Annotated in this window: 15 protein-coding genes; 5 read left to right on the top strand and 10 right to left on the bottom strand. The window is 47.4% G+C overall.

Translation table 11 applies throughout. The features are described from left to right. Positions 1–70 precede the first annotated feature (70 nt). The gene (locus DWU89_RS16590) at positions 71–4,192 is read right to left on the bottom strand and encodes a hybrid sensor histidine kinase/response regulator transcription factor (protein ID WP_244205933.1); all 4,122 of its coding nucleotides are present in this window, start codon (positions 4,190–4,192) and stop codon (positions 71–73) included. Positions 4,193–4,293: 101 nt separating this feature from the next. Further along, positions 4,294–4,800 (bottom strand): flavin reductase family protein, encoded by a 507-nt coding sequence (locus tag DWU89_RS16585; protein WP_115500750.1) that lies wholly within the window; start codon positions 4,798–4,800, stop codon positions 4,294–4,296. Positions 4,801–4,960: 160 nt separating this feature from the next. Between DWU89_RS16585 and DWU89_RS16580 the strand changes: the two genes are divergently transcribed. After that, on the top strand, positions 4,961–6,361 hold the full coding sequence (locus DWU89_RS16580) for an alanine/glycine:cation symporter family protein (RefSeq protein WP_115500749.1): 1,401 nt from the start codon (positions 4,961–4,963) through the stop codon (positions 6,359–6,361). Here DWU89_RS16580 and DWU89_RS16575 read toward each other — a convergent pair whose 3' ends face one another. Together DWU89_RS16575 and DWU89_RS16570 are read right to left on the bottom strand one after the other, a co-directional pair. Further along, positions 6,362–7,588: a M16 family metallopeptidase gene (locus DWU89_RS16575; protein WP_115500748.1), complete on the bottom strand. Its 1,227-nt coding sequence runs from the start codon at positions 7,586–7,588 to the stop codon at positions 6,362–6,364. A 146-nt stretch (positions 7,589–7,734) separates the two neighbouring features. After that, positions 7,735–9,402, bottom strand: coding sequence for a nucleoside kinase (locus DWU89_RS16570; protein ID WP_115500747.1), 1,668 nt, complete (start codon positions 9,400–9,402; stop codon positions 7,735–7,737). Positions 9,403–9,484: 82 nt separating this feature from the next. Between DWU89_RS16570 and DWU89_RS16565 the strand changes: the two genes are divergently transcribed. Next, complete coding sequence (locus tag DWU89_RS16565) at positions 9,485–11,173, top strand: Na/Pi cotransporter family protein (protein ID WP_115500746.1); 1,689 nt, start codon at positions 9,485–9,487, stop codon at positions 11,171–11,173. Between the two features lie 454 nt (positions 11,174–11,627). On the opposite strand, the gene DWU89_RS16560 is transcribed toward DWU89_RS16565, so the two are convergent. Next, positions 11,628–13,115: a UxaA family hydrolase gene (locus tag DWU89_RS16560; RefSeq protein WP_115500745.1), complete on the bottom strand. Its 1,488-nt coding sequence runs from the start codon at positions 13,113–13,115 to the stop codon at positions 11,628–11,630. Further along, complete coding sequence (locus DWU89_RS16555) at positions 13,115–14,554, bottom strand: tagaturonate reductase (RefSeq protein WP_115500744.1); 1,440 nt, start codon at positions 14,552–14,554, stop codon at positions 13,115–13,117. The genes DWU89_RS16560 and DWU89_RS16555 overlap by 1 nt, the downstream gene beginning before the upstream one ends. Positions 14,555–14,747: 193 nt before the next feature. Here DWU89_RS16555 and DWU89_RS16550 point away from each other — a divergent pair, with 193 nt between their 5' ends. Next, complete coding sequence (locus DWU89_RS16550) at positions 14,748–15,701, top strand: SMP-30/gluconolactonase/LRE family protein (RefSeq protein WP_115500743.1); 954 nt, start codon at positions 14,748–14,750, stop codon at positions 15,699–15,701. An 82-nt stretch (positions 15,702–15,783) separates the two neighbouring features. Next, a complete protein-coding gene (gene rnr / locus DWU89_RS16545) occupies positions 15,784–17,964 on the top strand; it encodes a ribonuclease R (RefSeq protein ID WP_115500742.1) in 2,181 nt (726 codons plus the stop codon). On the opposite strand, the gene DWU89_RS16540 is transcribed toward rnr, so the two are convergent. The 3 genes from DWU89_RS16540 to porX all read right to left on the bottom strand — a co-directional run bounded on the left by DWU89_RS16540 (position 17,961) and on the right by porX (position 20,280). Continuing rightward, the gene (locus tag DWU89_RS16540) at positions 17,961–18,176 is read right to left on the bottom strand and encodes an immunity 17 family protein (protein ID WP_115500741.1); all 216 of its coding nucleotides are present in this window, start codon (positions 18,174–18,176) and stop codon (positions 17,961–17,963) included. The genes rnr and DWU89_RS16540 overlap by 4 nt on opposite strands. Positions 18,177–18,179: 3 nt before the next feature. After that, positions 18,180–18,599 (bottom strand): tRNA (adenosine(37)-N6)-threonylcarbamoyltransferase complex ATPase subunit type 1 TsaE, encoded by a 420-nt coding sequence (gene tsaE / locus DWU89_RS16535; protein ID WP_115500740.1) that lies wholly within the window; start codon positions 18,597–18,599, stop codon positions 18,180–18,182. 130 nt (positions 18,600–18,729) lie between these two features. Continuing rightward, positions 18,730–20,280: a T9SS response regulator signal transducer PorX gene (gene porX, locus DWU89_RS16530; RefSeq protein ID WP_115500739.1), complete on the bottom strand. Its 1,551-nt coding sequence runs from the start codon at positions 20,278–20,280 to the stop codon at positions 18,730–18,732. 372 nt (positions 20,281–20,652) lie between these two features. On the opposite strand from porX, the gene DWU89_RS16525 reads away from it, so the two are divergent. Further along, complete coding sequence (locus DWU89_RS16525) at positions 20,653–21,513, top strand: META domain-containing protein (protein ID WP_115500738.1); 861 nt, start codon at positions 20,653–20,655, stop codon at positions 21,511–21,513. 17 nt (positions 21,514–21,530) lie between these two features. Here the strand turns inward: DWU89_RS16525 and DWU89_RS16520 are convergent, their stop codons facing one another. Next, a complete protein-coding gene (locus DWU89_RS16520; protein WP_115500737.1) occupies positions 21,531–23,345 on the bottom strand; it encodes a right-handed parallel beta-helix repeat-containing protein in 1,815 nt (604 codons plus the stop codon). Between the last annotated feature and the right edge of the window lie 132 nt (positions 23,346–23,477).

The raw sequence follows: 23,477 nt of genomic DNA, 5'->3' as shown, positions 1-23,477 counted from the left end.
TAAACCACAAGACAAGGACAGGCTGCAAAGCGCAGCCTGAATTTCAAGGATGGTCACACAGCAATACGTTTCATTCCAAATGCCCCGGCACAAACTTATCCAAATACTCGCTGGGCTGCATACCGAACTCTTTTTTGAAACAAACACTAAAATACTTGGGGTCGTTAAAACCGACAGCATACGCCAACTCCGAAACACGGATATGTTTCTTTTCTTCCATAATCCGGCAAGCAGCCTTCAAACGGATATTACGGATAAAGGCAGAGGAGTTCAATCCTGTTAATGATTTCAACTTACGATAAAGAGTAGACTTGCTCGTTCCCATTTCATCGAGAAACGCCTGCTGATCGAAATCAGGGTCGGAAAGATGGCGGTTGACACAGTCGATTGCCTGCTGCAGAAAGTTTTCGTCGAGGCTCGTGTAGTTCAGTTCATTGGCTTCAAAGACTAACTGTTTCTTAAAATCACCCGACATACGTTCCTTTTGTTTCAACAAATTATTGATACGGGCATGAAGCACGCTCAAATTAAACGGTTTCATAATAAACCCGTCAGCTCCGGCATCATAAGCGTCTGCACGATCCTCTTCCCGGTTTTTGGCTGTCAACAGAACGACAGGGATGTGGCTGGTTTCCAAATGTCCTTTTAGCTGTTTGCAAAATTCGATACCGTCCATTTCAGGCATCATAATATCGGAGACTACCAAATCGATCTCTTCCCGGTCTATAACCTCCATTCCCTCTTTTCCCGTTACTGCGGTATAAACCTTATAAGAAGGACTCAACAAACGAGTCATCAGGCGCAACAAATCTTCATTGTCTTCAATCAACAACAGTGAACGGAGATTCTCTTTATCTGACGGTTTCACCGATTCTTTTTCAGGTTCCTTCCACTCTTCTTTATTATCAGACGGAAGAACCGGAATATGCAAACTTTCATCGACTTCTTCAGGAGTGTAAAATTCACGGAGGATTGGAATTACTACGGAGAAAGCGGTTCCCTCATCCTGTTTACTGGATACCGAGATGCTTCCTTTATGCAATTCCACCAAATCTTTTGTCAATGAAAGGCCGATACCTGTCCCAATTGTATTGAATTTGCGATAGTCACCCTCATAAAACCGTTTAAACAGATTCTTTATAGCTTCCGGAGAAAGCCCCTTTCCATTATCTCTGACAATTAAGTTCGCATTTCCGGAGCCAATAACAGACAGTTCAACCCGTACCGTGCCGCCCGGTTCATTATACTTAGCCGCATTGGACAACAGGTTATACAAAATCTTGTCCACCTTATCCGGATCGAACCAGGCAGGTAACTCCTGCGGATCACAAACCAGCGAAAAAAGCATTCTTTTCTTCTTAATCAATGGACGGAAACTATCCACACTGTTGCGTATGAACGACGCCAAATCACCTTGTGAGACTTTCAACTTCAGGTTACCGGTCTCTGCCTTACGGAATTCCAGAATCTGCTGAAGCAGGCGGATCAACCGGTTGATATTGCTCGTCATAATCTGGTAATACTCCCCGTTTTGCGGTGTAATCATCTTCAGCTCATCCACGGCAGCCGATATGATAGTAAGCGGAGTCAACAGTTCATGCGTTATATTCGTAAAGAATTGCAATTTGGAGTGATTGACTTCCTCCGCCTTTGCCTGTTCAAGCTCCCTGAGATGCAACGCGTTCCGCATCTCCACCCTGTAGTGCACAATCCGGTAGGCGATATAAGCCAAAAGACACAACAGCAAAGCATAGCCGGCATACGCCCAACCGGACTTCCAAGGTGGCGGCAGGATCACGACTTCAAGATGCCTGGTGTCCTTATTCCAGGTTCCGTTCGAATTGGTAGATTTCAGAGAGAAAGTATAAGTACCGGGCTTCAGGTTATTATAATAGGCAAAATGGCGCGAAGCATCCGCATATTGCCAATCCGTATCAAATCCTTGCAGCATATAGGCATATTTGATCTGTTGCGGATTAGAGAAACTCAAAGCGGCAAACTCGATACTGAAATTATTCCTGCGATAATCCAGCCGGATTCGTTCCGTGAAATCCGGAGCCTGTTCCGATATCTTCTTTTGTACCTTTTCATCAAGCAAAGACCAGGACTGGTTATAAATCTTAATATCCGTTATACTGATCGGCGGGAATGACTCATCTTCCATCATCCGGTCGGGGAAAAAGCTGTTATACCCCTTATAACCGCCAAAGAACATTTCACCGTTTATATCGGTAAATGCAGTGTTACGATAAAAGATGTTATCCTGCAAACCGTCGGAAGTAGTATAAAGCCGGTAGGTAACGTTCGAAAGATCGTCCGGGATATGGACTTTCATCAAGCCGACATTTGTCCCCATCCAAAGGTTACCCTGCTGATCTTCCTGGATACTGAAGATAGCATCGCCTGGCAGATTTCTTTGTTTGTGTACCGGAATAAACCGGTCCTGAACAGGATCATACAAGTTCAGACCTCCTCCTTCCGTTCCGGCCCAGAGACGTCCATGGCTGTCGATAAAAAGACAAAGTACGGAGATGCTGTTCAATTTCTCATCCTCGAACGAGTAACGTTCAAACACCATCTCCTCAGGTTGTGACGGACTACCGCTGATTCTGATAATGCCCCCATTGTTCGTACCCGTCCAAATACGTCCCTGCGAATCCTGCACGATGGACAAATAAGCATAGGCATTGACAGATGCCCCGTTCAGTTTGAAAGAATCGAAGCGGACGCCCTTATCCCCCGCCGTAAGGACACATATCCCATTACGGGTACCAAACCAGGTATTCTTGTCCTTATCTTCAAAAATAGAAAAAACACACTGGTTTGTCAACCAGTAATCAGTATCGTAATTGAACAACCGGACTTGCTGTCCGGCAGGAGCTGTTTTATCATACGAAACAATCCCCCAGTCATAGGTTCCCAACCAGATCTTACCGCTGGTAGGAGATTGAATAATCGTATTGACAATAGGAAGACGCCCCAATCCTTTAAACTCCGGCATATCCAGATTGTGCGTGTATGTTCCGGCAATACGGTTATAGACAAAGAATCCCCAGCTACCCAATCCAAGCCAGATCAAACCATCCCGGTCAACCAGGATACTGCGGACGGAAGAGTTCGTAAGCAACGGGTTTTTTACCGCATCCATCCGGTCCAGACTAAACTCCGGCTTGCGTGTAATAACGGTGTTCACGCCACCTCCCAGCAGTCCAAGCCACATCATTCCCTCCCGATCGCGGAAGACAGAACTGATCTCATTATGGTAAACGGAAATTTCAGAGTTATCCGGTCGATAACTCTGAAACGATGAAGCTGCTTCATCGTAGAGTATGCTAAGCCCGTTCCGGGTTCCTATCCAAAGCGTACCTGTATTCAGGTCCTCATCGATATCATATATTATATCGTCACAAAGGCTATTCGGATTATTCGCATCATGCTTATACTGTTTCCAGGACAAACGTTCCGGTTCGTAAGGATTCTCAAGTAGAAACAGGCCATACCCCCATGAGCCGATCCAAATCCGTTGTTTACTGTCTTCGAAAATATCATATGCCGAGTTCCGGCCATTCAATACCGGATAAGCAAACACCTTGTCAACCTCCGGGTCATACCGGTAAAACCCATCAGACCAAGTTCCTATCCATAGGTTATGATTGGAATCCTCGATCATTGCCTTGACAGAGCCTTTCAGCACGTCCGGTTTGAAAGCTACACAAGAATCTTTTTCGGAGAAATATTCGAACACTCCCGCTTCCGTACCAATAAAAATACGGTCTGTTGCAGTTACCAGTAAACGGTCGACTATACTGCGCCGCAACTCTTTACTGTCAATTTTCCGGATATGTCCGGTCGTTTTATTGAGCACATTCACTCCGTCGTAAGCGGCGATCCACAAATTATGATGATTATCCTCCGCCACACAGCAGATCGTATTATTACTCAACAGTCCGGGTGTATGCAGATTTGACTTGTATGTCTTAATCTGATAGCCATCATATTGGCACAGCCCGCTATTAGTCGCGATCCAGATATACCCGTCCTTATCCTGATAAATTTGGCGCACTTCATCCGTCGGAAGGCCATCTTGTGCCGATATATGCCCGAAATGAAATACAGGAAGAGCGCTATCCGATGCACATAAAGAAGAAATGCCAAAGGATAACAAAGCTACAAGCCATAAACGAATTAACATAGCATTAGACATTGTGTTTTTGTTGTGTTCCGGGCAAAAATAGATAAAGTTTTTGATTTAATTGTATGTTTCGACACTTATTTACACAAAATGCCTGGAGATTATATCTCCCAGGCATTTACGACCTCCGCAACATATACATAATGCGGATTGCCGGCCATTGCGTTATACCATTTCTCGTACAGGGCAGGGTCGACAAAATGATCTTTATCCATCTTCGTGACATAAAGAGTCTTACATTCGAGCGTCAGGCGCGCTTCCTTGAAACAGGGATTGCCGGATTCGGTGAAATACGGAGTCAGGCCGGTTGCTGCGACCTTATTGATATCACGGCCCGATTTCGATCCGCATATCTTATGGGCTGCCTTATGTTCTTCACCCAGGAAAGAGAGCGTAAAAGCGCCTTTGGCATCGACAAATTCGCGGGTATAGCGTTCCGGACGGATAAAGACGAACACCACCGGTTTGTTCCACAGGAAGCCCGCGCCGCCCCAACTCGCCGTCATCATGTTAAACTTGTCCTTGTCGCCGGCACTCACCAGCATCCACTCTTTTCCGATAATCTCTATAAAATTGTCCTTGATCAGACTCGGTTCAATTGCTTTCATAACTCAATACCTTATTAATAAACACTCAAAGATACGGAATTATTTATTTATCATATACTTATTAATCCTTAATCCGGATATCCTTCTTGTCTATACGGAATATTTTCTTTAGGTTTGTACGCTAATATTCGCGTAATTATCAAGACAATAAACTGCCTCAATGGAAATACTAAACAACTGGATCAGCGGAGCGAACGATATTTTATGGTCGTATATTCTGATTATTATGTTATTGGGATGCGCCCTCTGGTTCACCTTCAAAACCCGTTTCGTCCAATTCCGTATGTTCCGGGAGATGATTCGCGTACTCGGCGACTCCGCCAACAAAGCCCATGAGGGCGAGAAACATATCTCCTCTTTCCAGGCTTTTGCCGTGTCACTTGCCAGCCGTGTCGGGACGGGTAATCTCGCCGGAGTAGCCACTGCCATTGCCGTAGGCGGACCGGGAGCGGTGTTCTGGATGTGGATTATCGCCTTGTTGGGTTCATCCAGCGCCTTTGTCGAATCGACACTGGCACAGCTTTATAAACGGAAAGGGAAAGACTCTTTTATCGGAGGACCCGCCTATTATATGCGCTACGGGTTAGGGCTGAACTGGATGGGAGTCTTGTTTGCCATCCTTATTTCCATTACTTTCGGTTTCGCCTTCAATTCGGTACAGAGCAATACGATTTGTGCCGCCCTGCAAGGTTCATTCGATTTCAATCCGGCCATCGTCGGGGGAATCCTGACAGTGTTGACGCTCGCCATTATCTTCGGAGGAATCCAGCGTATTGCCAAGGTGAGCAGTGTGATTGTCCCGATAATGGCATTGGGATATGTGGCATTGGCATTAGGCATTGTCCTTTTCAATATCACAGAGCTGCCGGGTGTCATCAAACTGATTGTCGGCAGCGCATTCGGATGGGAACAGGCATTGGGCGGTACGGTCGGCGCAGCTCTGATGCAAGGGATCAAACGCGGACTGTTCAGCAATGAGGCCGGTATGGGTTCGGCTCCCAATGTGGCGGCAACAGCATCCGTGACGCATCCGGTGAAACAGGGGCTTATCCAGACATTGGGCGTTTTCACCGATACCCTGTTGATTTGTACCTGTACGGCTTTCATCATCCTTTTCAGCGGAGCTCCGCTGGATGGCTCGGTAAACGGGGTGCAACTGACGCAACACGCCCTGACGCTCGAGATAGGGAAAGCCGGAGGCATATTCGTAGCGGTAGCCATTTTCCTGTTCGCATTCAGCAGCATCATCGGAAACTACTATTACGGGGAGGCGAACATACGGTTTATCACGCCTAAGAAAAGCGTCTTATACATCTACCGCCTGCTGGTTGGCGGAATGGTGATGTTCGGTGCACTGGCAAGCCTCGACCTTGCCTGGAGCCTGGCGGATATCACAATGGCGTTGATGACGATTTGCAACCTCATCGCCATCTCGCTGTTAAGTAAACAAGCATTCCTGTTGCTCCATGATTATATCGGACAGAAACGCAATGGAATCAAAAGTCCAACGTTCGACAAGAACAGGATACCGGAGTTAAAGGACAAGGCGGAATGCTGGTAATTATTGATAAATCAAACTGAACAACCGTTCCGGAGCGAAGACCTCGTTGGCGACTTCCAGTATTTCTTCTGCTGTCAGGCGTTCTACTTTGGCGAAGACTTCCGGTAAGGTGTCGTAACGGTTATAATGCAGGAAACTCTTTCCCAAGCCCAAGAACAAGCCTTCGCGGTTGTCGCCCGAGACACCTAACTGGCCGATCACCTGCTTCTTGGCGGCAGCCAACTGGGTGGCCGACAGTTTCATATCACGCAGTTTTGCCAGCTCCTTATGGACCAACCGGACAGCTTTCTCCTTATTCTTCGGATCAGTACCGAAATAGATGCTCGCAAGACCTGTATCGGTATAGGAAGTTACATTTGATTCCACATTATACACCAACCCGTGCTTTTCCCGAAGGGAGACGTTCAACCGGTTATTCATTCCCGGACCGCCCAACAGGTTATTGAGCAGGAACAGCGGTAATCTTTTTTCGTCGTGCATGCTGTATGCCCGACCGCCTATCAGGACATGCGCCTGATGCGTATCTTTATGGACCTGTCGCGTCACAGGAAGAATCCCGGCAGGCGCAACCCGGTTACGCGACGCCATCGGGAAGGCGACATCCGACAAAGCGCTTTCCGCCATCTGCACAATCTTTTTGAACGGAATGCGTCCCATCGAGAAAAAGACCATGTTTTCGGGCGCATAGAAACGTTTCATAAACGACTTGCCGGACTCGCTGTCGAAGCTCAGCAGCGACTGTTCATCTCCCAAGATATTATGCCCTAAGGCATGGCCGTCGAACAATAAATTTTCAAATTCATCGAAGATAAGTTCCGAAGGGCTGTCCTCATACGAGTTGATCTCGTCCAGGATAACATCCACCTCTTTCTCGATCTCCTGTTCCGGAAACTGGGAATGGAACACCAGATCGGCCAACAGTTCGAAAGCCCGGCGGAAGTGTTCTTCCATAAAGATGGAATAAACGAATGTTTCTTCCTTTGTCGTATAGGCGTTCAACTCTCCTCCCACATTCTCCATCCGGTTCAGGATATGCCAGGACTTCCGCTTTTCCGTCCCTTTGAATACCATGTGCTCCACAAAGTGAGCCAATCCGAATTCATGCGCCTCCTCATCCCTCGTTCCCGCATTCACGGCAAAACCGCAATACGACACCGGGGAAGCAGAGGGAAGATGCACAATACGCAAACCGTTCGGCAATATATGCGAGAAGTAATCTTTTTCCATTATCCATTCATTTAGAGCGCACAAAAGTACAATAAATTTCGGTGCAAAGGAAATCTGTTCCCGACGCCGTCGAAAAGAAATCCGACGGCGTCAGGAATATACACGATGACGTCATAAATATAAATGACGCCGCCGAAAAACAAATATCAGTAACGGAAACTTCCTCCTCCTAAGAACTCACGCAAGAGGGAAGTGCCCGGAAGGCCGACATCAGGAATATAATTAAAGTAACGGAGGAAACGGAGCAAGCGGTAAGCCTCCGCATTTTCCGGATCGCATTCGCGCACTTCGCCTAAAATCGGTTCGGCAAACTTCCGCAGGGCTGCCAGTTCATACAACATGGCGCTGTTGAACATCGCATCCGCATTTTCCTGATACGGGAAAATCCATTTATCTTCGCCCCGGCGCACACTGGGCCAGCGGGCAATCGTATCGCGGGCGGAATAACCACGAAAACGGTAATCACGGATAATGCGGCGCAAGAGGCGGTTATCGGTCGTCGGAATCCAGTTATGGTTATCCAACGAGATAGAGGTCAGCACCGAAACATAAACCCGGTATTTATAGCGATCTTCGATCATGGAGGTCAGTTCAGGGTTCAGGGCGTGAATGCCCTCGATCACCAGGATCGAATTCTGGTGCATCTTCAATTTCTTTCCTTTATACACGCGACGGCCGGTTTCAAAGTCAAAACTCGGCACGTCTATCTCCTCACCCGAAAGCAATTTCTGCAACTCGCTGTTGAAATAAGGCAGGTCGAGCGCATAGAGGGATTCAAAATCATATTCGCCCGTTTCATCCTTAGGCGTATCCTCGCGATTCAAGAAATAATCGTCTAACGAGAGGCTGACGGGATGAATCAGGTTCGTGATCAACTGCACTTCCAAACGCTTGCAGAAGGTTGTCTTCCCGGAAGAGGAAGGGCCGGAAATCAAGACGATGCGGATGCCGTCGTCGTAGCGCGAAGCAATCTCTTCCGCGATCTTGGCAACCTGCTTCTCCTGCATGGCTTCGGATACCATGACAATCTCGGAAGACAGGCCTTTCTCGATTGCCCGGTTCAGGTCGCCTACATTATCCAGCCCGACCGTACGCTGCAAAGTCAGGTGTTCCTTATAGACCTGAAACATCTTATCTTGGCGGATGACAGGTTCCAGCTCCAACGGATTGCCTCTTTGCGGGACACGCAACAACACGCCGTCGAAATAAGGGACCAGATCAAAAAGCCGCACATAGCCGGTAGACGGCGTCAGGCAACCGTAAAAATAATTGATGTAACCATCCAAATCATAATAAGAGGTATAAGGCATACCGGCGCTTTCGATCAGACGCGCCTTGTCGTTCATGCCCCTTTCGCGGAACAAGACCGCCGCGTCGGCCGTACGGACCGTCTTCAAACGGAAAGGCAGGTCGGCATCGATAATCTCACACATCCGTTTTTTGATCTTGCCGATCGTTTCTTCATCGATATTCTTTCCATTGTGAATGACGCAGTAGTAACCTTTTGAAATCGGATGTTCCAGGTTCAACGTCGCCGAAGGCAGCACATCGTTTACCGCTTTGGAAAAGATATGACACAGGGAACGGACATACGTACGCATTCCCGACAGTTGGGAATAATCGACATATTCTACATCTTTCGGATGCCAGCAACGGAAGCTCAAACCTTCCGTTTTATTGTTTACTTGCGCATTCATCGGCCGCAACCGGAGCGGAGCGCCTACAAGCGCATAGATGTCTAACAGTGAAGAACCAATGGGAACCTCTTTATAGGTATTGTTATTTTTGCAATAAATTGTAATCGTTTCAGACATGGTATATCAGTTATTATTTGTAAATTTGTCCCCTAAAGTTAGGAATATTAATCGGATATACATCCACTTAAACGTATTTTAAATGGACTATTCATTTTTTGATTTTCTACGCCTGATAGGTTCTTTAGGCTTGTTCCTGTACGGTATGAAAATCATGAGCGAAGGTCTGCAGAAATTTGCGGGTGACAGTTTACGCAAGATTCTGACGGCCATGACGACTAACAGGGTAACCGGTGTTTTGACCGGCGTTTTGATCACGGCCCTGATCCAATCATCATCCGCCACTACAGTCATGGTGGTCAGTTTCGTCAACGCCGGGTTGCTCACCCTCACCCAATCCATCGGGGTCATTATGGGAGCCAATATCGGTACGACCGTAACCGCCTGGTTGATCTCCGCCCTCGGATTTAAAGTCGACATCGCAGCCTTTTCCCTCCCTCTATTAGCATTTGGTATTCCTCTACTCTTTTCCGGTAAAAGTTCCCGTAAGTCGATCGGTGAGTTCATCTTCGGTTTCGCATTCCTCTTTATGGGTTTGCAGTCGTTGAAAGCCAACGCACCTGATCTTGGAGCCAACCCCGATATGCTTGCTTTCGTGCAGAACTATACCGATATGGGATTCATCTCCATCATCCTGTTCCTTTTCATCGGTGCGATCCTGACCATGATTGTACAGGCTTCCGCCGCCACAATGGCAATCACGCTTATCATGTGTGCCAACGGCTGGATCGACTATCAATTAGGTGTGGCGCTGGTACTGGGCGAAAATATCGGAACAACCATCACGGCCAACTTAGCAGCGTTGACCGGAAATATACAGGCTCGGCGAGCAGCTCTGGCACACTTGGTATTCAACATATTCGGCGTTTGCTGGGTGCTTGTTCTGTTCTATCCGTTTACAAATGCCGTTTCCTGGTTCGTGACAAATATCATGGGCATAAGCGATCCGGCAGTTGCCGTTTCCTTCAAGTTGGCGGCATTCCACACGGCATTTAATATCAGCAATACGTTCATTATGATCTGGTTCGTCAACCTGATCGAGAAGACGGTTCGCGCTCTCATCAAAGGGAAAAAAGAGGAGGAAGAAGAATACCGCTTACGTTATATTACAGGCGGTATGTTGTCTACAGCCGAGCTTTCCATCCTGCAGGCACACAAGGAAATCACTCTTTTTGCAGAACGCACGGGTCGTATGTTGGGCATGGTAAAAGAACTGTTCTACGAAAAGAATGAAGAAGCATTCCTGAAGACCTACAGCCGCATCGAGAAATACGAAAGTATCAGCGACCGGATGGAAATCGAGATTGCCAACTATCTGACCTGCGTGGCTGAAGGCCGCCTGAGTTCGGAAGGTAAGGAAGAGATCCGCATCATGCTGCGTGCCGTATCGGAGATAGAAAGTATTGCCGACTCCTGCAACAATATGGCACGAAGTATCAAGCGCCGCAACGAGTTCAAATCGACGTTTACGGACGAGCAAAACCATAACGTCGACCAGATGTTGGCACTGACGGAAAAGGCCTTGTACCGCATGATCGAGATCCTGAAAAAGACAGAACTCGTCCGCGATGATGTCAACCCGTCTTACAACATTGAGAACGAAATCAACAACTACCGCAACCAGTTGAAGAACCACAACGTGGAAGACATCAACAACAAGAAATACCAGTATCAGGATGGCGTCTACTACATGGATATCATCGGCGAAGCAGAAAAGCTTGGCGACTATGTATTGAATGTAGTGCAGGCGGTTATTGAGAAGAAGATATAAGATAAACTATTTTATCCGGTCTTCTATTGCATGTCACAGTCGTATTCTTTTCATGTCACAATTGTCTTCCTTCTATGTTACAATTGGATTTCTTTTGTTTCACGGCTGTGACATGAATAGCAGGTAGGTACGGAGGGGGCACACATCCCGCATCGTTCATTCTATCTGCCGGGTTATTCATTCCTTTACGGCACTATAACCCCATGAAGTACTGCAAAACCATTTTACAGGCAATCTTGACAAGCCAGGACCTTCCTGCTTGCTTATACAGATACAGTTGTAAGAAAAAGTGAGCTATCCCGTTCCCGCGCTCCGACGCGGGATCGCAAAACAGCCTGCCGCATCCTAAATCATCATTTACAAGTTTTGATAAAGCCTGTTCCTCTGCGATCCCGCGTCGGAGCGCGGGAACGGGATAGTTCAAATATGGCAAGAAACGAATTATCCCGATTAATTATAATGTTACCCCGGATTTGAAGATTGCGATCTCCCGGTAACCGTTCTTTTCATTATTGGTCGGGCATCCGCTTGCGACATCGATGACAAAGCGGATAAACCCTTCACAAAGTTCTTCCATACCTTTACCTTCTAACAGGGAACCGGCGTTGAAATCGATCCAGTTTGGCTTGCGTACATACAAATTACTGTTAGTCGAAACCTTCACTGTCGGGACAAACGTGCCGAAAGGCGTTCCTCTTCCGGTTGTAAACAGAACCAGATGGCAGCCGGAAGCTGCCAAAGCGGTACTGGCCACCAGGTCGTTTCCGGGAGCGCTCAACAAGTTCAGACCTTTTGTTACTAACCGTTCACCATAGAGCATCACATCGCGCACAGCCGAAGTCCCGGCTTTCTGCGTACACCCCAGCGATTTCTCTTCCAGTGTAGAAATACCTCCCGCCTTATTGCCCGGGGAAGGATTCTCGTAAATAGGTTGTTTATTTTCAATAAAATAAGACTTGAAGTCATTGACCAAATGAACAGTCTTTTCAAAAACTTCCCGCGATTCGCTCCGGTTCATCAGGATCGTTTCGGCTCCGAACATCTCCGGTACTTCCGTCAGAACTGTCGTTCCTCCCTCTGCCACCAGATAATCGGAGAAGACGCCCAGCAACGGATTAGCCGTAATGCCGGAAAAACCATCCGAACCGCCACATTTCAGTCCCACACGCAATTCGCCTAAAGGGACATCCGTTCGCTCATCCTGTGAAGCGACTGCATAAAGCTCACGCAAAAGCGCCATGCCCGCCTCTAATTCATCGTCCACCTTCTGCGTTTCCATAAAGCGGATGCGTTCCGTATCGTATTCTCCCAATAGCTCGCGAAAAGCGCCGACCTGGTTGTTCTCACATCCCAAACCGACAACAAGAACCGCCCCCGCGTTCGGGTGCAACACCATATCCCGCAATATCTTCCGGGTATTCTCGTGGTCATCACCCAACTGGGAACAACCATAGTTATGCGGAAAAGCGACAATCGCATCGACTCCCGCCCCTTGTGTCTCCCGCTGCAACTCATCGGCCAGCCGACGGGCAATGCCATTCACACAACCGACCGTCGGAATGATCCAGACCTCATTCCGGATACCGACATTCCCGTTCTTGCGGCGATAGCCTTTAAAAGCAAGCGAAGCCCGTGAAGGTTGTGCAGGAATGGGCTGCGGGTTAAATTCATATTCACGCAATCCTTCCAGATTGGTTTTGATATTCTTCTCGTTTACCCAACAACCCGCAGCAATCGCCATCCGGGCATGCCCGATAGGAGCGCCGTATTTAACAATGTAATCGCCTTCCTCAAAATCCTGCAAGGCTACTTTATGACCTGCCGGAATATCCTGTCGCACAACAACAGTCTTTCCATTAATGTCCAACGACATGCCGGTATGCAGGTCTTCGACGGCCACAGCCACATTATCGGCCGGATTTATCTGTATATACGTTCGCATCAGCAAATTTCTTTAACGGCAGTAAGCATTCCCTTTTCCTGAATGGTATCCAGGAACCCTTTCAGCATTTCCGTCAACCCCGGAATCCGGTTCAGATCTTCACCCCAAATGGAAGAGGCTGCCAATACGCCTTCCGCCACTTTCCGCGTCGAACCGGTCGCCCAAAGTTCCTGTAGCAACTTGAGGTTTTCCGCAGAGTCATCCGGCTCCGCTTTTACACCATCGGCACGTACATCTCCCTTATAGTAGGTAATAATGGCAGCCAGACCTAAAACGAGCCCTTTCGGTAACTCGCCTTTCCGCTCCAGATAGACTTTCAGGCCCGGCAAATCGCGCGTTTCATATTTAGGGAATGAATTCAGCATGATCGAGACAACCGAATGATCGACAAACGGATTATTGAAACGTTCCATCACGTCGCGGCCGAACTGCATCAGTTCCTCTTTCGGCAGGTCTAACGTTTCCAGCAATTCTTCGAACATCACTTTATGAATGTATCTCCCCAATACCTCGTGCCGACAGGCATCCCGTACGATATCCACCCCGGAAAGCCAGGTGACAGGCGCCAAAACCGTATGGGGGCCATTCAGCAAAGTCACTTTCCGCTGGTGATAAGGCTCTTCGCTCGGAACAAACAGGACATTCAGCCCCGCCTTGTCCGCCGGGAACTCCTTCGCTACCGAACCGGGCGCTTCAATCACCCACAGATGGAAGACCTCCGCCTGGACAACCAGGTTATCGTTATACTGTAACTTTTCCTTGATCGCATCGATCTCCTTGCGTGGGAATCCCGGTACGATGCGGTCCACCAGTGTCGCATACACCCCGCAGGATTCTGTGAACCATGTTTTAAAGTCATCGCTCAATTCCCACAGTTCGATATATTGGTAAATTGTTTCTTTCAGCTTATGCCCGTTCAGGAATATCAGTTCACACGGGAAGATTATCAGCCCTTTGCCCTTATCGCCGTTAAATGTCTTGTAGCGATGGTAGAGTAACTGAGTCAGCTTTCCCGGATAAGAAGAAGCCGGCGCATCTTCCGGTTTGCAAGCCGGATCAAAAGTGATTCCCGCTTCCGTCGTATTGGAAATGACAAAACGCATTTCCGGCTGTTCCGCTAATTTCATGAAAGCGGCAAAATCCGTATAGGGATTCAACGCACGGCTGATCACATCGACCCGGGTCAGGCTGTTTACCTTCTCTCCTTTATCCAAGCCTTGCAGATTGACATGATAGAGACAATCCTGCGCATTCAGCATATCGGCCATCCCCCGGTCAATCGGCTGGACAACAACCACACTACTGTCAAAACCCACCTTCTCGTTCATCTTTTGGATAATCCAATCCGCAAAGGCACGAAGGAAATTCCCTTCGCCGAACTGTATGATCCGTTCCGGATGCAGCACCTTTCCGGCTGTTTTTTTATTCAATTCTCTCATCCCAATTTCTGTTTAAAATCCGTTCATTAACGGCAATCGAAGCCGGTAATCAAATTGGGTTCTAATTTAAAGGAAAACGAAAACATATCCAACAATATGCAATAAAACATATAAATATGTCTGGTAATCAGGATTAATTTAATATATTTGCATCAAATATCTCTATCACGAACTAAAACCGGCATTTTGTATCATGAAGCATTTTCTTATTAACATACTGACTTTATTCTCTATTTTAATCACGGCAATATCCTGTTCGCCTAAAGTAGAAATCATTCCGGCTGAATTGGCCTACAAGGCCGAAGCCACTACCGGAGAAGGATCGATCTGGGACCCCTACCGCCAAACATTATTCTGGGTAGACATTGAAGGTCAGACGTTGTACGAATATCACCCGAACACAAAGAAATGCGACTCGTGGAAATTCGACCGCATGATATCTACTGTCGTACCGGAAAGCGACAGCACCGTTATCATCGCCCTGCAAAACGAAATCGTACGGGTAAACCTGGCTGACGGGCAGACGACATCCGTCGCTCCGATACCCGACAAAGACGGAAAAGTACGCTGCAACGATGGGAAATGCGACCCGGAAGGACGTCTATGGATCGGGACAATGGGTTTTGGTGCGCCGAAAGGAGCCGGAACCTTGTATTGTGTTTTACCCGACGGAACAATCAGCACCAAACTACAAAAAGTAACGATCTCGAACGGTATCGTCTGGACAGCAAACAAGAGATTCATGTACTACAACGATACGCCGACCGGCAAAATAGCCCGCTACCGCTATGATCCCGACAACGGCGATATCCTGTTTGACGGAATTGCGGTCGATCTGCCGGAAGGGACAGGGGCGCCGGACGGGATGACAATCGACAGCCAGGACCACCTCTGGGTGGCTCAATGGGGAGGCTATGGCGTTTACTGTTATAACCCTTATACGGGAGAATTATTGGCCAAGGTGAACGTTCCGGCCCCGAATGTCGCCTCCTGCGCATTCGGAGGTAAAAAGATGGACACGCTTTATATCACAACGGCTCGCGCCGGCCTGTCCGAAGAACAACTCCGCAAGTATCCGTTGAGCGGCAGCGTCTTCAGTTGCAAACCGGGTGCTAAAGGAGTAGCAGCCAACAGTTTCGGGAATTAAGGCCTTCCGGACATAATTTATCACAAATGTAAACAGCTTCTCGATATTTATTGTTTACTTTGTAAAACATTGAAATAAAAATATGACTAAGAATAAATCTGAAAAGAAAAGTAATAAACAGGGAAAGAAGCAAAACAGCTCCAAAAGCAATAACAAACGGATGAAAAAAGAGGCAATGATCAATGCCATCATCGACGTATTCAAGTCTTCTCCCAAGGAACCTTTCAACTATCGACAAATCAGCAGTATGATAGGAGTGACTAACCAAGTGCAGAAATTGCAGGTGGTGGACATCCTGTATGATCTCTCCGCTGATAACTTCATTTCCGAAATAGACCGGGGACGCTACCGCTATAACGACTGGGGAACAACAGCCGTCGGGACTTTCATGCGCCGGCAGAACGGAAAGAACTCTTTTATCCCCGAAGACGGCGGAACGCCTATCTTTGTGGCAGAACGCAACTCCGCCCATGCGCTTAACGGCGATAAGGTAAAAATACAGCTTCATGCAAAGAGAAAAGGCGCCGATCCGGAAGGTGAAGTGATTGAAATCCTGGAAAGCGAACGTCGGACAATCACCGGCAAGCTGCAAGTGACAAAAGGCTTTGCCTTCCTGATTACCGAAGACAAGACATTGGCAAACGATATCTTTATCCCCAAAGACAAGCTGAAAGGCGGCAAGACGGGCGATAAGGCGATTGTCCGTATCACCGAATGGCCGGAAGAAGCCAAGAACCCGCTGGGCGAAGTGGTAGACATTTTAGGTGCGGCCGGTGACAACAATGCCGAGATGAACGCAATCCTCGCAGAGTTCGACCTCCCATACAAATATCCGGCCAATGTGGAAAAAGCGGCGGATAAGATATCGGAAGCAATCCCCGAAGAGGAAATAGCCAAACGTGAGGACTTCCGTAATATCACGACTTTCACCATCGACCCGAAAGATGCCAAAGACTTCGACGATGCGCTTTCCGCACGTCTTCTGGAAAATGGCAACTGGGAAGTTGGCGTACATATTGCCGACGTCACTTATTACGTCAGACCGGAAAGCCTGATAGACCGGGAAGCATATGACCGGGCCACCTCCATTTATCTGGTAGACCGTACCATCCCGATGTTGCCCGAACGCTTGTGCAACAAGATATGTTCACTTCGTCCGGACGAAGAGAAACTCTGTTTTTCGGCTATCTTCGAATTAAATAAAAACGCCGAAGTCCAGCAATTCCATATCGCCCGTACGATCATCAAGAGCGACCGCCGTTTCGCCTACGAAGAAGCGCAGGAAGTGATCGAGACAGGAGAAGGCGATTATAAAGAAGAAATCCTGGCACTCAACAGACTGGCACAAAAATTGCGTGAAAAGCGTTTCAAGGACGGAGCTATCGCATTCGATCGGTTCGAAGTCAAATTCGATATCGACGAGACAGGTAAACCATTGGGTACTTATATCAAAGAGTCAAAAGAAGCCAATAAGCTGATCGAAGAATTCATGTTGCTGGCCAACCGTACAGTAGCCGAATTCGTCGGAAAGACCAAGAATAAGACAAAGAAAACATTCGTCTACCGTGTTCACGAACAGCCGGATCCTGAGAAGCTGAGAGACTTCTCCGCATTTATCAGCCGATTCGGTCACAAAGTACGTACGGAAGGAAGTAAAACGGACATTTCCAAGAGCTTCAACCGCTTATTGGAGACCGTACAGGGCAAACCGGAAGAGAATCTGGTGGAGACATTAGCTATCCGTTCCATGCAGAAAGCCTTTTACGGGACAGATAATGTCGGGCATTACGGATTGGCAATGGACTATTATACACACTTCACCTCCCCGATCCGCCGTTATCCGGATATGATGGTACACCGTTTACTGGAACGTTATCTGGCGGGCGGGCGCAGTGTGATCAAAAGCAAGTATGAAGAACTCTGCAAACACTGTTCCGAAATGGAAATCCTGGCATCCAGTGCCGAACGCGCTTCCATCAAGTACAAACAGGTGGAATTTATGAAAGATAAGTTAGGGCAGGTATTCGACGGCAAGGTTTCCGGCGTAGCCGAATGGGGCTTGTATGTGGAACTGAATGACAATAAATGCGAAGGGCTTGTCCCGATACGTGACCTCGATGATGATTTCTACGAGTACGACGATAAAAACTACTGCCTGTTAGGCCGTAAAACAAGACGCATATACCGTTTGGGAGATTCCATCACAGTCAAAGTGGCACAGGCGAACCTGGAAAGAAAACAGTTGGACTTTGCGATAGTTTAACTCCAAAAGACAAATCCTGCCACCCCGCAAGCAATCAGTCCCAACCCTAACAGGGCATAAAAGATACGGGCACCCTTGCGACCCAGCCAGCGGACAAACGTCATGGCTCCGCTGGTCTGGAAATACCATTCGAGGTTCAGGATGGCAGCAACAATGGAGAAAGCCCCCAATGCGATAAAGAGGATCAGGATAAAATATTCGGTAGGTTCCATCGCTTACTTGACTTCTACGGTACGCGATCCGTCGGGATTCTCTGTAATGGCAACTTCCACTACATCACCCGGCAAGAGTTCCTCAATCTTTTCCGGCCATTCGATAAAGCAGAGCGCGCCACTGTAGAAATAATCTTCCGTACCGATATCTTCCGCTTCGCTCAGTTTATTGATGCGGTAAAAGTCAAAATGGTAGATCAGCTCGCCGGTCGTATCGCTGCGATATTCGTTGATGATGGCGAACGTCGGGCTGTTGATCACATCCTCCACACCCAATTCTTCGCAAATAGCTTTGATAAAGGTAGTCTTTCCTGCGCCCATGCTTCCGCGAAAAGCGAAAACGGTACGGTCGTCCATCCCGGCGATAAACGCTTTCGCGGCCTGGCGGATCGTATCTAAACTGTCGATTTTAATTACGCTCATGATCTTTTAAATTGACAATTGACAATTGACAATTGACAATTCAAAAGAGGAATTATCAATAGAAAATCGGCAATTGAGATTTCGAGTACAAAGATAAAACAATTGTCAATTGTCAATTGTCAATTGTCAATTATTTTGGCATCATCGTAATAAAAGGGACCAGCATCTCTTCCATCGAAATGCCGCCATGCTGGAACGTATTCTTATAGTAAGAAACGTAGTAATTATAATTATTCGGATAGGCGAAGAAATCATTATTCATCGCAAATATATACTTGCTGCTCAGGTTCGGGGAGGGCAATCCGACCTTGTCCGGATAGCGGATTTCGAGCACTTCCTTCGGGTTGTAATTCAGGTTCTTGCCAACCTTATAGCGAAGATTGGTGTTCGTGTTCTTGTCGCCTATCACCTTCAGGGGGTTATCCACGCGTATCGTCCCGTGATCGGTCGTAACGATAACCCGGTAGCCTTTCCCGGCTATACGCTTGAAGAGTTCCAACGTGCCGGAATGCTGGAACCAGGAACGCGTCAGGCTGCGATAAGCCGCTTCGCTCTGGGCCAGTTCGCGGATCATCTTGTTTTCCGTACGGGCATGCGAAAGCATATCGACAAAGTTAAGGACAACCACATTCAACTGGTTATTCAGGAGGGAAGGGACGATATTCAGCAACTTGTCGTTATACTGCGAGTCGTGCACCTTATGGTAGGAGAACGTATATTTCTTGCGGAACCGTTCGATCTGCGTCTGGATAAGCGGCGCTTCGTTCAGGTTCTTGCCTTCCTCGCTGTCTTCGTCCACCCAAAGCTCGGGGAACATTTTCTCGATCTGTAGCGGCATCAGACCGGAGAATATCGAGTTGCGGGCATATTGTGTCGCGGTCGGCAGGATACTGTAGTAGAGGCTTTCGTCGAAAGTAAAATATTCGGCAAGCAGGTCTTTCACCTCACGCCACTGGTCGAGGCGGAAGTTATCGATCAGGATAAAGAACACCTTTTCGTCGTTGTCGAGCATCGGGAACACCTTTTTCTTGAACAGATCGGGGCTCATCAACGGGCGTTCGGCCGGGTTCTGAATCCAGTCCACATAATTCTTCTTGACAAATTTACCGAAAGCATTGTTCGCCTCCTGTTTCTGCATCCGGAGCATATCGGTCATCGGTACTTGGCTGCTTTCCAGCTCAAGTTCCCAATAGACGAGTTTCTTATAGACCTCCATCCAGTCGTCGGTCGTCAGCGAGTCGTTGATCTGCATACCGATACGGCCGAACTCCTGCTGATAGCCGACAGTCGTCGTCTCAGAGATAATCACATTCTTGTGGACATTCTTCTTGATAGACAAAAGCAGTTGGTTCGGATTGACAGGCTTGATCAGGTAGTCGGCGATCTTATTGCCGATAGCCTGGTTCATGATGCTCTCTTCCTCGCTCTTGGTAACCATGACGACAGGGAGATCGGGATTGATCGCCTTGATCTGGGCCAGTGTTTCCAGCCCGGTCAGACCCGGCATATTCTCATCCAGGAAAATGATGTCGAATGATTCCTCCTTGCAGCATTCAATGGCATCCTGCCCGCTGATCACCGGAACCACTTCATACCCCTTATCTTGCAGGAAAAGGATATGAGGTTTCAACAAATCTATCTCATCGTCCGCCCAAAGTACTCTGTCTTTCTTTACTGCCATAGTTTTATCTTTTCTTCTCTACAAATGTATGATAATATAACGAGATACGCTTTCTTTTTGTATAACCTTCCCTCTTTTTTTAGGCTCTTTTGTATTACCTTTGTATAATATAAACGAGAACTATATTTATCATAAGACAAAAGCCACAGAGGATTCCGGCAACCGGGCCAATAACCTTTATCCACAGCAATAGCGTATCCGCACCAGCTATATTCCAGAGAAGGTGACGATGTTCACTTCCGACCTTATTGCATAAATCCACCTATAAAGAGAAAAACACCCTATATCAGTTGTTTTTCATTGCTTTTAGTTGCTTTTCCAAAAGAGAAAGCATACCTTTACAAAGTATTAACCCCATAAATACAAAATCTTATGAGAACAACAATCTTCAAAACATTATTCAAAATCTGCCTGCTGCTATCCTGCATGGCAGTATGGTCCGGATGCAACGATTCGGACGAGTGGGAACAGGAAGGAATGGAAATATCCTGCACTTTGGTCAAGACTGTGGAAAACGGTACGGAAGTCGAGTACCCGATAAAGATATCCCCCAGCCTGTCTTTGAAAAAAGACAATACACTGGAAGGACTTGCGGTGATCAATGAGATCCGGGGAAGCTATATGTATAATACAGACAACAGCAAATTCAAAATCGATGAATTAGTAATGACGGAGCTCGGTAGCCCAAGCCCATATAGTGATGCCGAACATATGTATTTAGGCTATCTAAGGGATGTTTCTTCCTTTAAACAAGAGGGAGAGACCATCAAGTTGTATTTCGGGGAAGACAGTTATTTGGAGTATAAATTAAAGAACCCTGATGATTTAGAAGAAGAAGTTCCCTCATACAAGCTCACCGGAGAAGGGATCTACTGGAAACTGACAAAAGCTGTTGAGAACGGTAAGATCATCAAGAACATCAAAGAGGAAGAAGATTACGAAAGTTACAAGGTTTTCACTTTGTCTTTCGAAGGAGACGGCAGTTTCAAAGAAACTGGAAAGTTCAAAGGTTACAGTTCAACGAATGCCATAGAAGGCACATACACAGCCAATAACAAACAATCCACCATCTATTTAACGGAGATATTTGGAACAGACCTTGGAGAGAGCGAGTTCGGCTATCAATATATGGACACATTGAGGTCTATATATTCATGGATATATTATGATGGATGTTTACTTTTATACTATGGAGATAACAGTTATTTTCAATATGAATTAATAGAAGAATAAAATGAAAAGGGGGAAACTTATTCCTCATTCAGTATATCCCGCGCCTCATCGAACCCTCCGTCGAACTGGTTATCCTTTATCTCCGCATTAATCACACGCTGGAAGAAGAAACGGTGGTTGTTCCAGTGGAAGGCAGGATAATCCTGGTTCTGCCGGATCACGTTATTACGGAAGACAAGCCCGTCGACCGACTTTGCATACAGGATCGGGGCGTCAAATGTATCGAATGTGTTATTCTCAATCACGATACCGCTATGAAAATACTTCTTCTGGTCTTTCAGGTCGGGTATCTCCGGATAGATGGATATTACGGCATTGGTGAACTGGAACATATTCGTCAACGCGTTGATAAACCGGTTATTCCGGATCAATACGTCATGGCAAGCTCCCGTCTCGAACCATCCGTTGCAATCGCCGCACAGCAGGATAGCCGTACCGGAGGTATGGTCGAAGACATTATTTTCCACAACAGTCCGCTTAGGCGTGCTGAACAGTGAACCGCGGGCACGGTTATTACGAATCACATTGTCGGCGAAATAGACCGCCGGCGTCCATTCCAGGTTCTCGATACCATACGTCCCCGCCTCGCTGATCGCAGGATCGACAGGCTTCTCAAATGTGATGCGGAACTGCTTGGCACCGTGATCATCCGGCTTGTCGACAGCCTGAATGGCCGTCACCGTGTTCTGCTCTCCGAGTATCTCCATTGTTTTGGAATCGATAAACTGGACGGTGTCACCCGGACGTCCCCATTCGAAACCATATGACTGACCGTGCATATACTCGCCCACCAGCGTTTTGTCGTCGACACGCTGCTGCACCTTCAGATAAGTGCCATGCACATTGATCGCATCGTCCATCATCCCCTCGTACAAACCGCCGACAGAGCGGATCAGTCCCTTGCATCCAGAGAAATGGGTGGCGTCCGCCTGTGTCGTGAAGTAACGCGGATCATCCTTGCCGCGCAGGCAGACCGAGAAGCGGTCCAACGTGATATTCTCGCTCATCTGTGCCAGCAAGCCCATCCCTTCGGCATAATGAACCTGTATATTCTCCAATGCCGTATTGGTATCATGATACATGAATACGCCCGGAGTCGGACGACCGTACCCACGGAAAACGACAACCGTTCCCGGTATCAGTTTCTTGTTTTTCCAGGAGGCGAGTATCTTACGGGGAGCGATCTCTGCCACATGCCTGCTGCCTACGCCGATATCGCTGGTGGTATAGACCAGCCGTTTCGTATCTCCTTCAAAAGCGATTCCCCAGGCAGGAATATGTTCCCAGCCTTCCCCTTTGGCGACAAAGTTACTGTCGCGTATCTCATACTGTACCCAAGGCGCCACCTCATAGGTAATCAGGCCGTTCACCGTATCGTTTTCCAACACCTTAACCTGGCTGATATGCGGATTCTCGAAGTCGATACTGAAGTTCTTCAACGTGCAATTCTCCGAACCCACTAAGGAAACGGGAAGCATCCGCCCATGAAAAATCAGTTCCGAACCCTGCCCGTCAAAGACAACATTCTTCATGTTTTCGAACGGCAGCCCTACGGACTTGGGATTGTCCTGGTCATGGTTGGAGATGAAATACTCACGAAGGGAAGCCCCTTCCGGATAGAAGTCGTAACGCCCTTTCGGCAAAACGATTGTAACGCCGTCCGGATGATCCGTCGCGGCGATCTCCTGCAAAGCTTTCGCAATCAAGGGGGATGCATTTTCCTTACTGTCCGGTTTCAAGCCATAGTCGGCAAGATTATACGACTGACCGGCACAGGCTGTCAGCAGAACCGCCAGCATAAATGTGAGTAGAAAAGATGAATTTAGTTTCATGGCAAGTATCTTATGTGTTGATCCTATTTTACAATTCGGGAACAAATATATCAATTTATTATTTTAGATTTTCATCGGTTTGACTTAACCAATTGAGGAATAAACTTTTAGCGAATTATTTGAGAAGTAGTG

The sequence above is a fragment of the Parabacteroides acidifaciens genome (assembly GCF_003363715.1).
Classification (GTDB): domain Bacteria; phylum Bacteroidota; class Bacteroidia; order Bacteroidales; family Tannerellaceae; genus Parabacteroides; species Parabacteroides acidifaciens.
The sequence above is the reverse complement of the archived record's forward strand: the minus strand, read 5'-3'. Positions and strand labels throughout refer to the sequence as shown.

Coding starts and splice junctions, on each gene's coding strand:
- DWU89_RS16590 (WP_244205933.1), bottom strand. CDS start 4,192: ATGTTAATTCGTTTATGGCTTGTAGCTTTGTTATCCTTTGGCATTTCT.
- DWU89_RS16585 (WP_115500750.1), bottom strand. CDS start 4,800: ATGAAAGCAATTGAACCGAGTCTGATCAAGGACAATTTTATAGAGATT.
- DWU89_RS16580 (WP_115500749.1), top strand. CDS start 4,961: ATGGAAATACTAAACAACTGGATCAGCGGAGCGAACGATATTTTATGG.
- DWU89_RS16575 (WP_115500748.1), bottom strand. CDS start 7,588: ATGGAAAAAGATTACTTCTCGCATATATTGCCGAACGGTTTGCGTATT.
- DWU89_RS16570 (WP_115500747.1), bottom strand. CDS start 9,402: ATGTCTGAAACGATTACAATTTATTGCAAAAATAACAATACCTATAAA.
- DWU89_RS16565 (WP_115500746.1), top strand. CDS start 9,485: ATGGACTATTCATTTTTTGATTTTCTACGCCTGATAGGTTCTTTAGGC.
- DWU89_RS16560 (WP_115500745.1), bottom strand. CDS start 13,115: ATGCGAACGTATATACAGATAAATCCGGCCGATAATGTGGCTGTGGCC.
- DWU89_RS16555 (WP_115500744.1), bottom strand. CDS start 14,554: ATGAGAGAATTGAATAAAAAAACAGCCGGAAAGGTGCTGCATCCGGAA.
- DWU89_RS16550 (WP_115500743.1), top strand. CDS start 14,748: ATGAAGCATTTTCTTATTAACATACTGACTTTATTCTCTATTTTAATC.
- rnr (WP_115500742.1), top strand. CDS start 15,784: ATGACTAAGAATAAATCTGAAAAGAAAAGTAATAAACAGGGAAAGAAG.
- DWU89_RS16540 (WP_115500741.1), bottom strand. CDS start 18,176: ATGGAACCTACCGAATATTTTATCCTGATCCTCTTTATCGCATTGGGG.
- tsaE (WP_115500740.1), bottom strand. CDS start 18,599: ATGAGCGTAATTAAAATCGACAGTTTAGATACGATCCGCCAGGCCGCG.
- porX (WP_115500739.1), bottom strand. CDS start 20,280: ATGGCAGTAAAGAAAGACAGAGTACTTTGGGCGGACGATGAGATAGAT.
- DWU89_RS16525 (WP_115500738.1), top strand. CDS start 20,653: ATGAGAACAACAATCTTCAAAACATTATTCAAAATCTGCCTGCTGCTA.
- DWU89_RS16520 (WP_115500737.1), bottom strand. CDS start 23,345: ATGAAACTAAATTCATCTTTTCTACTCACATTTATGCTGGCGGTTCTG.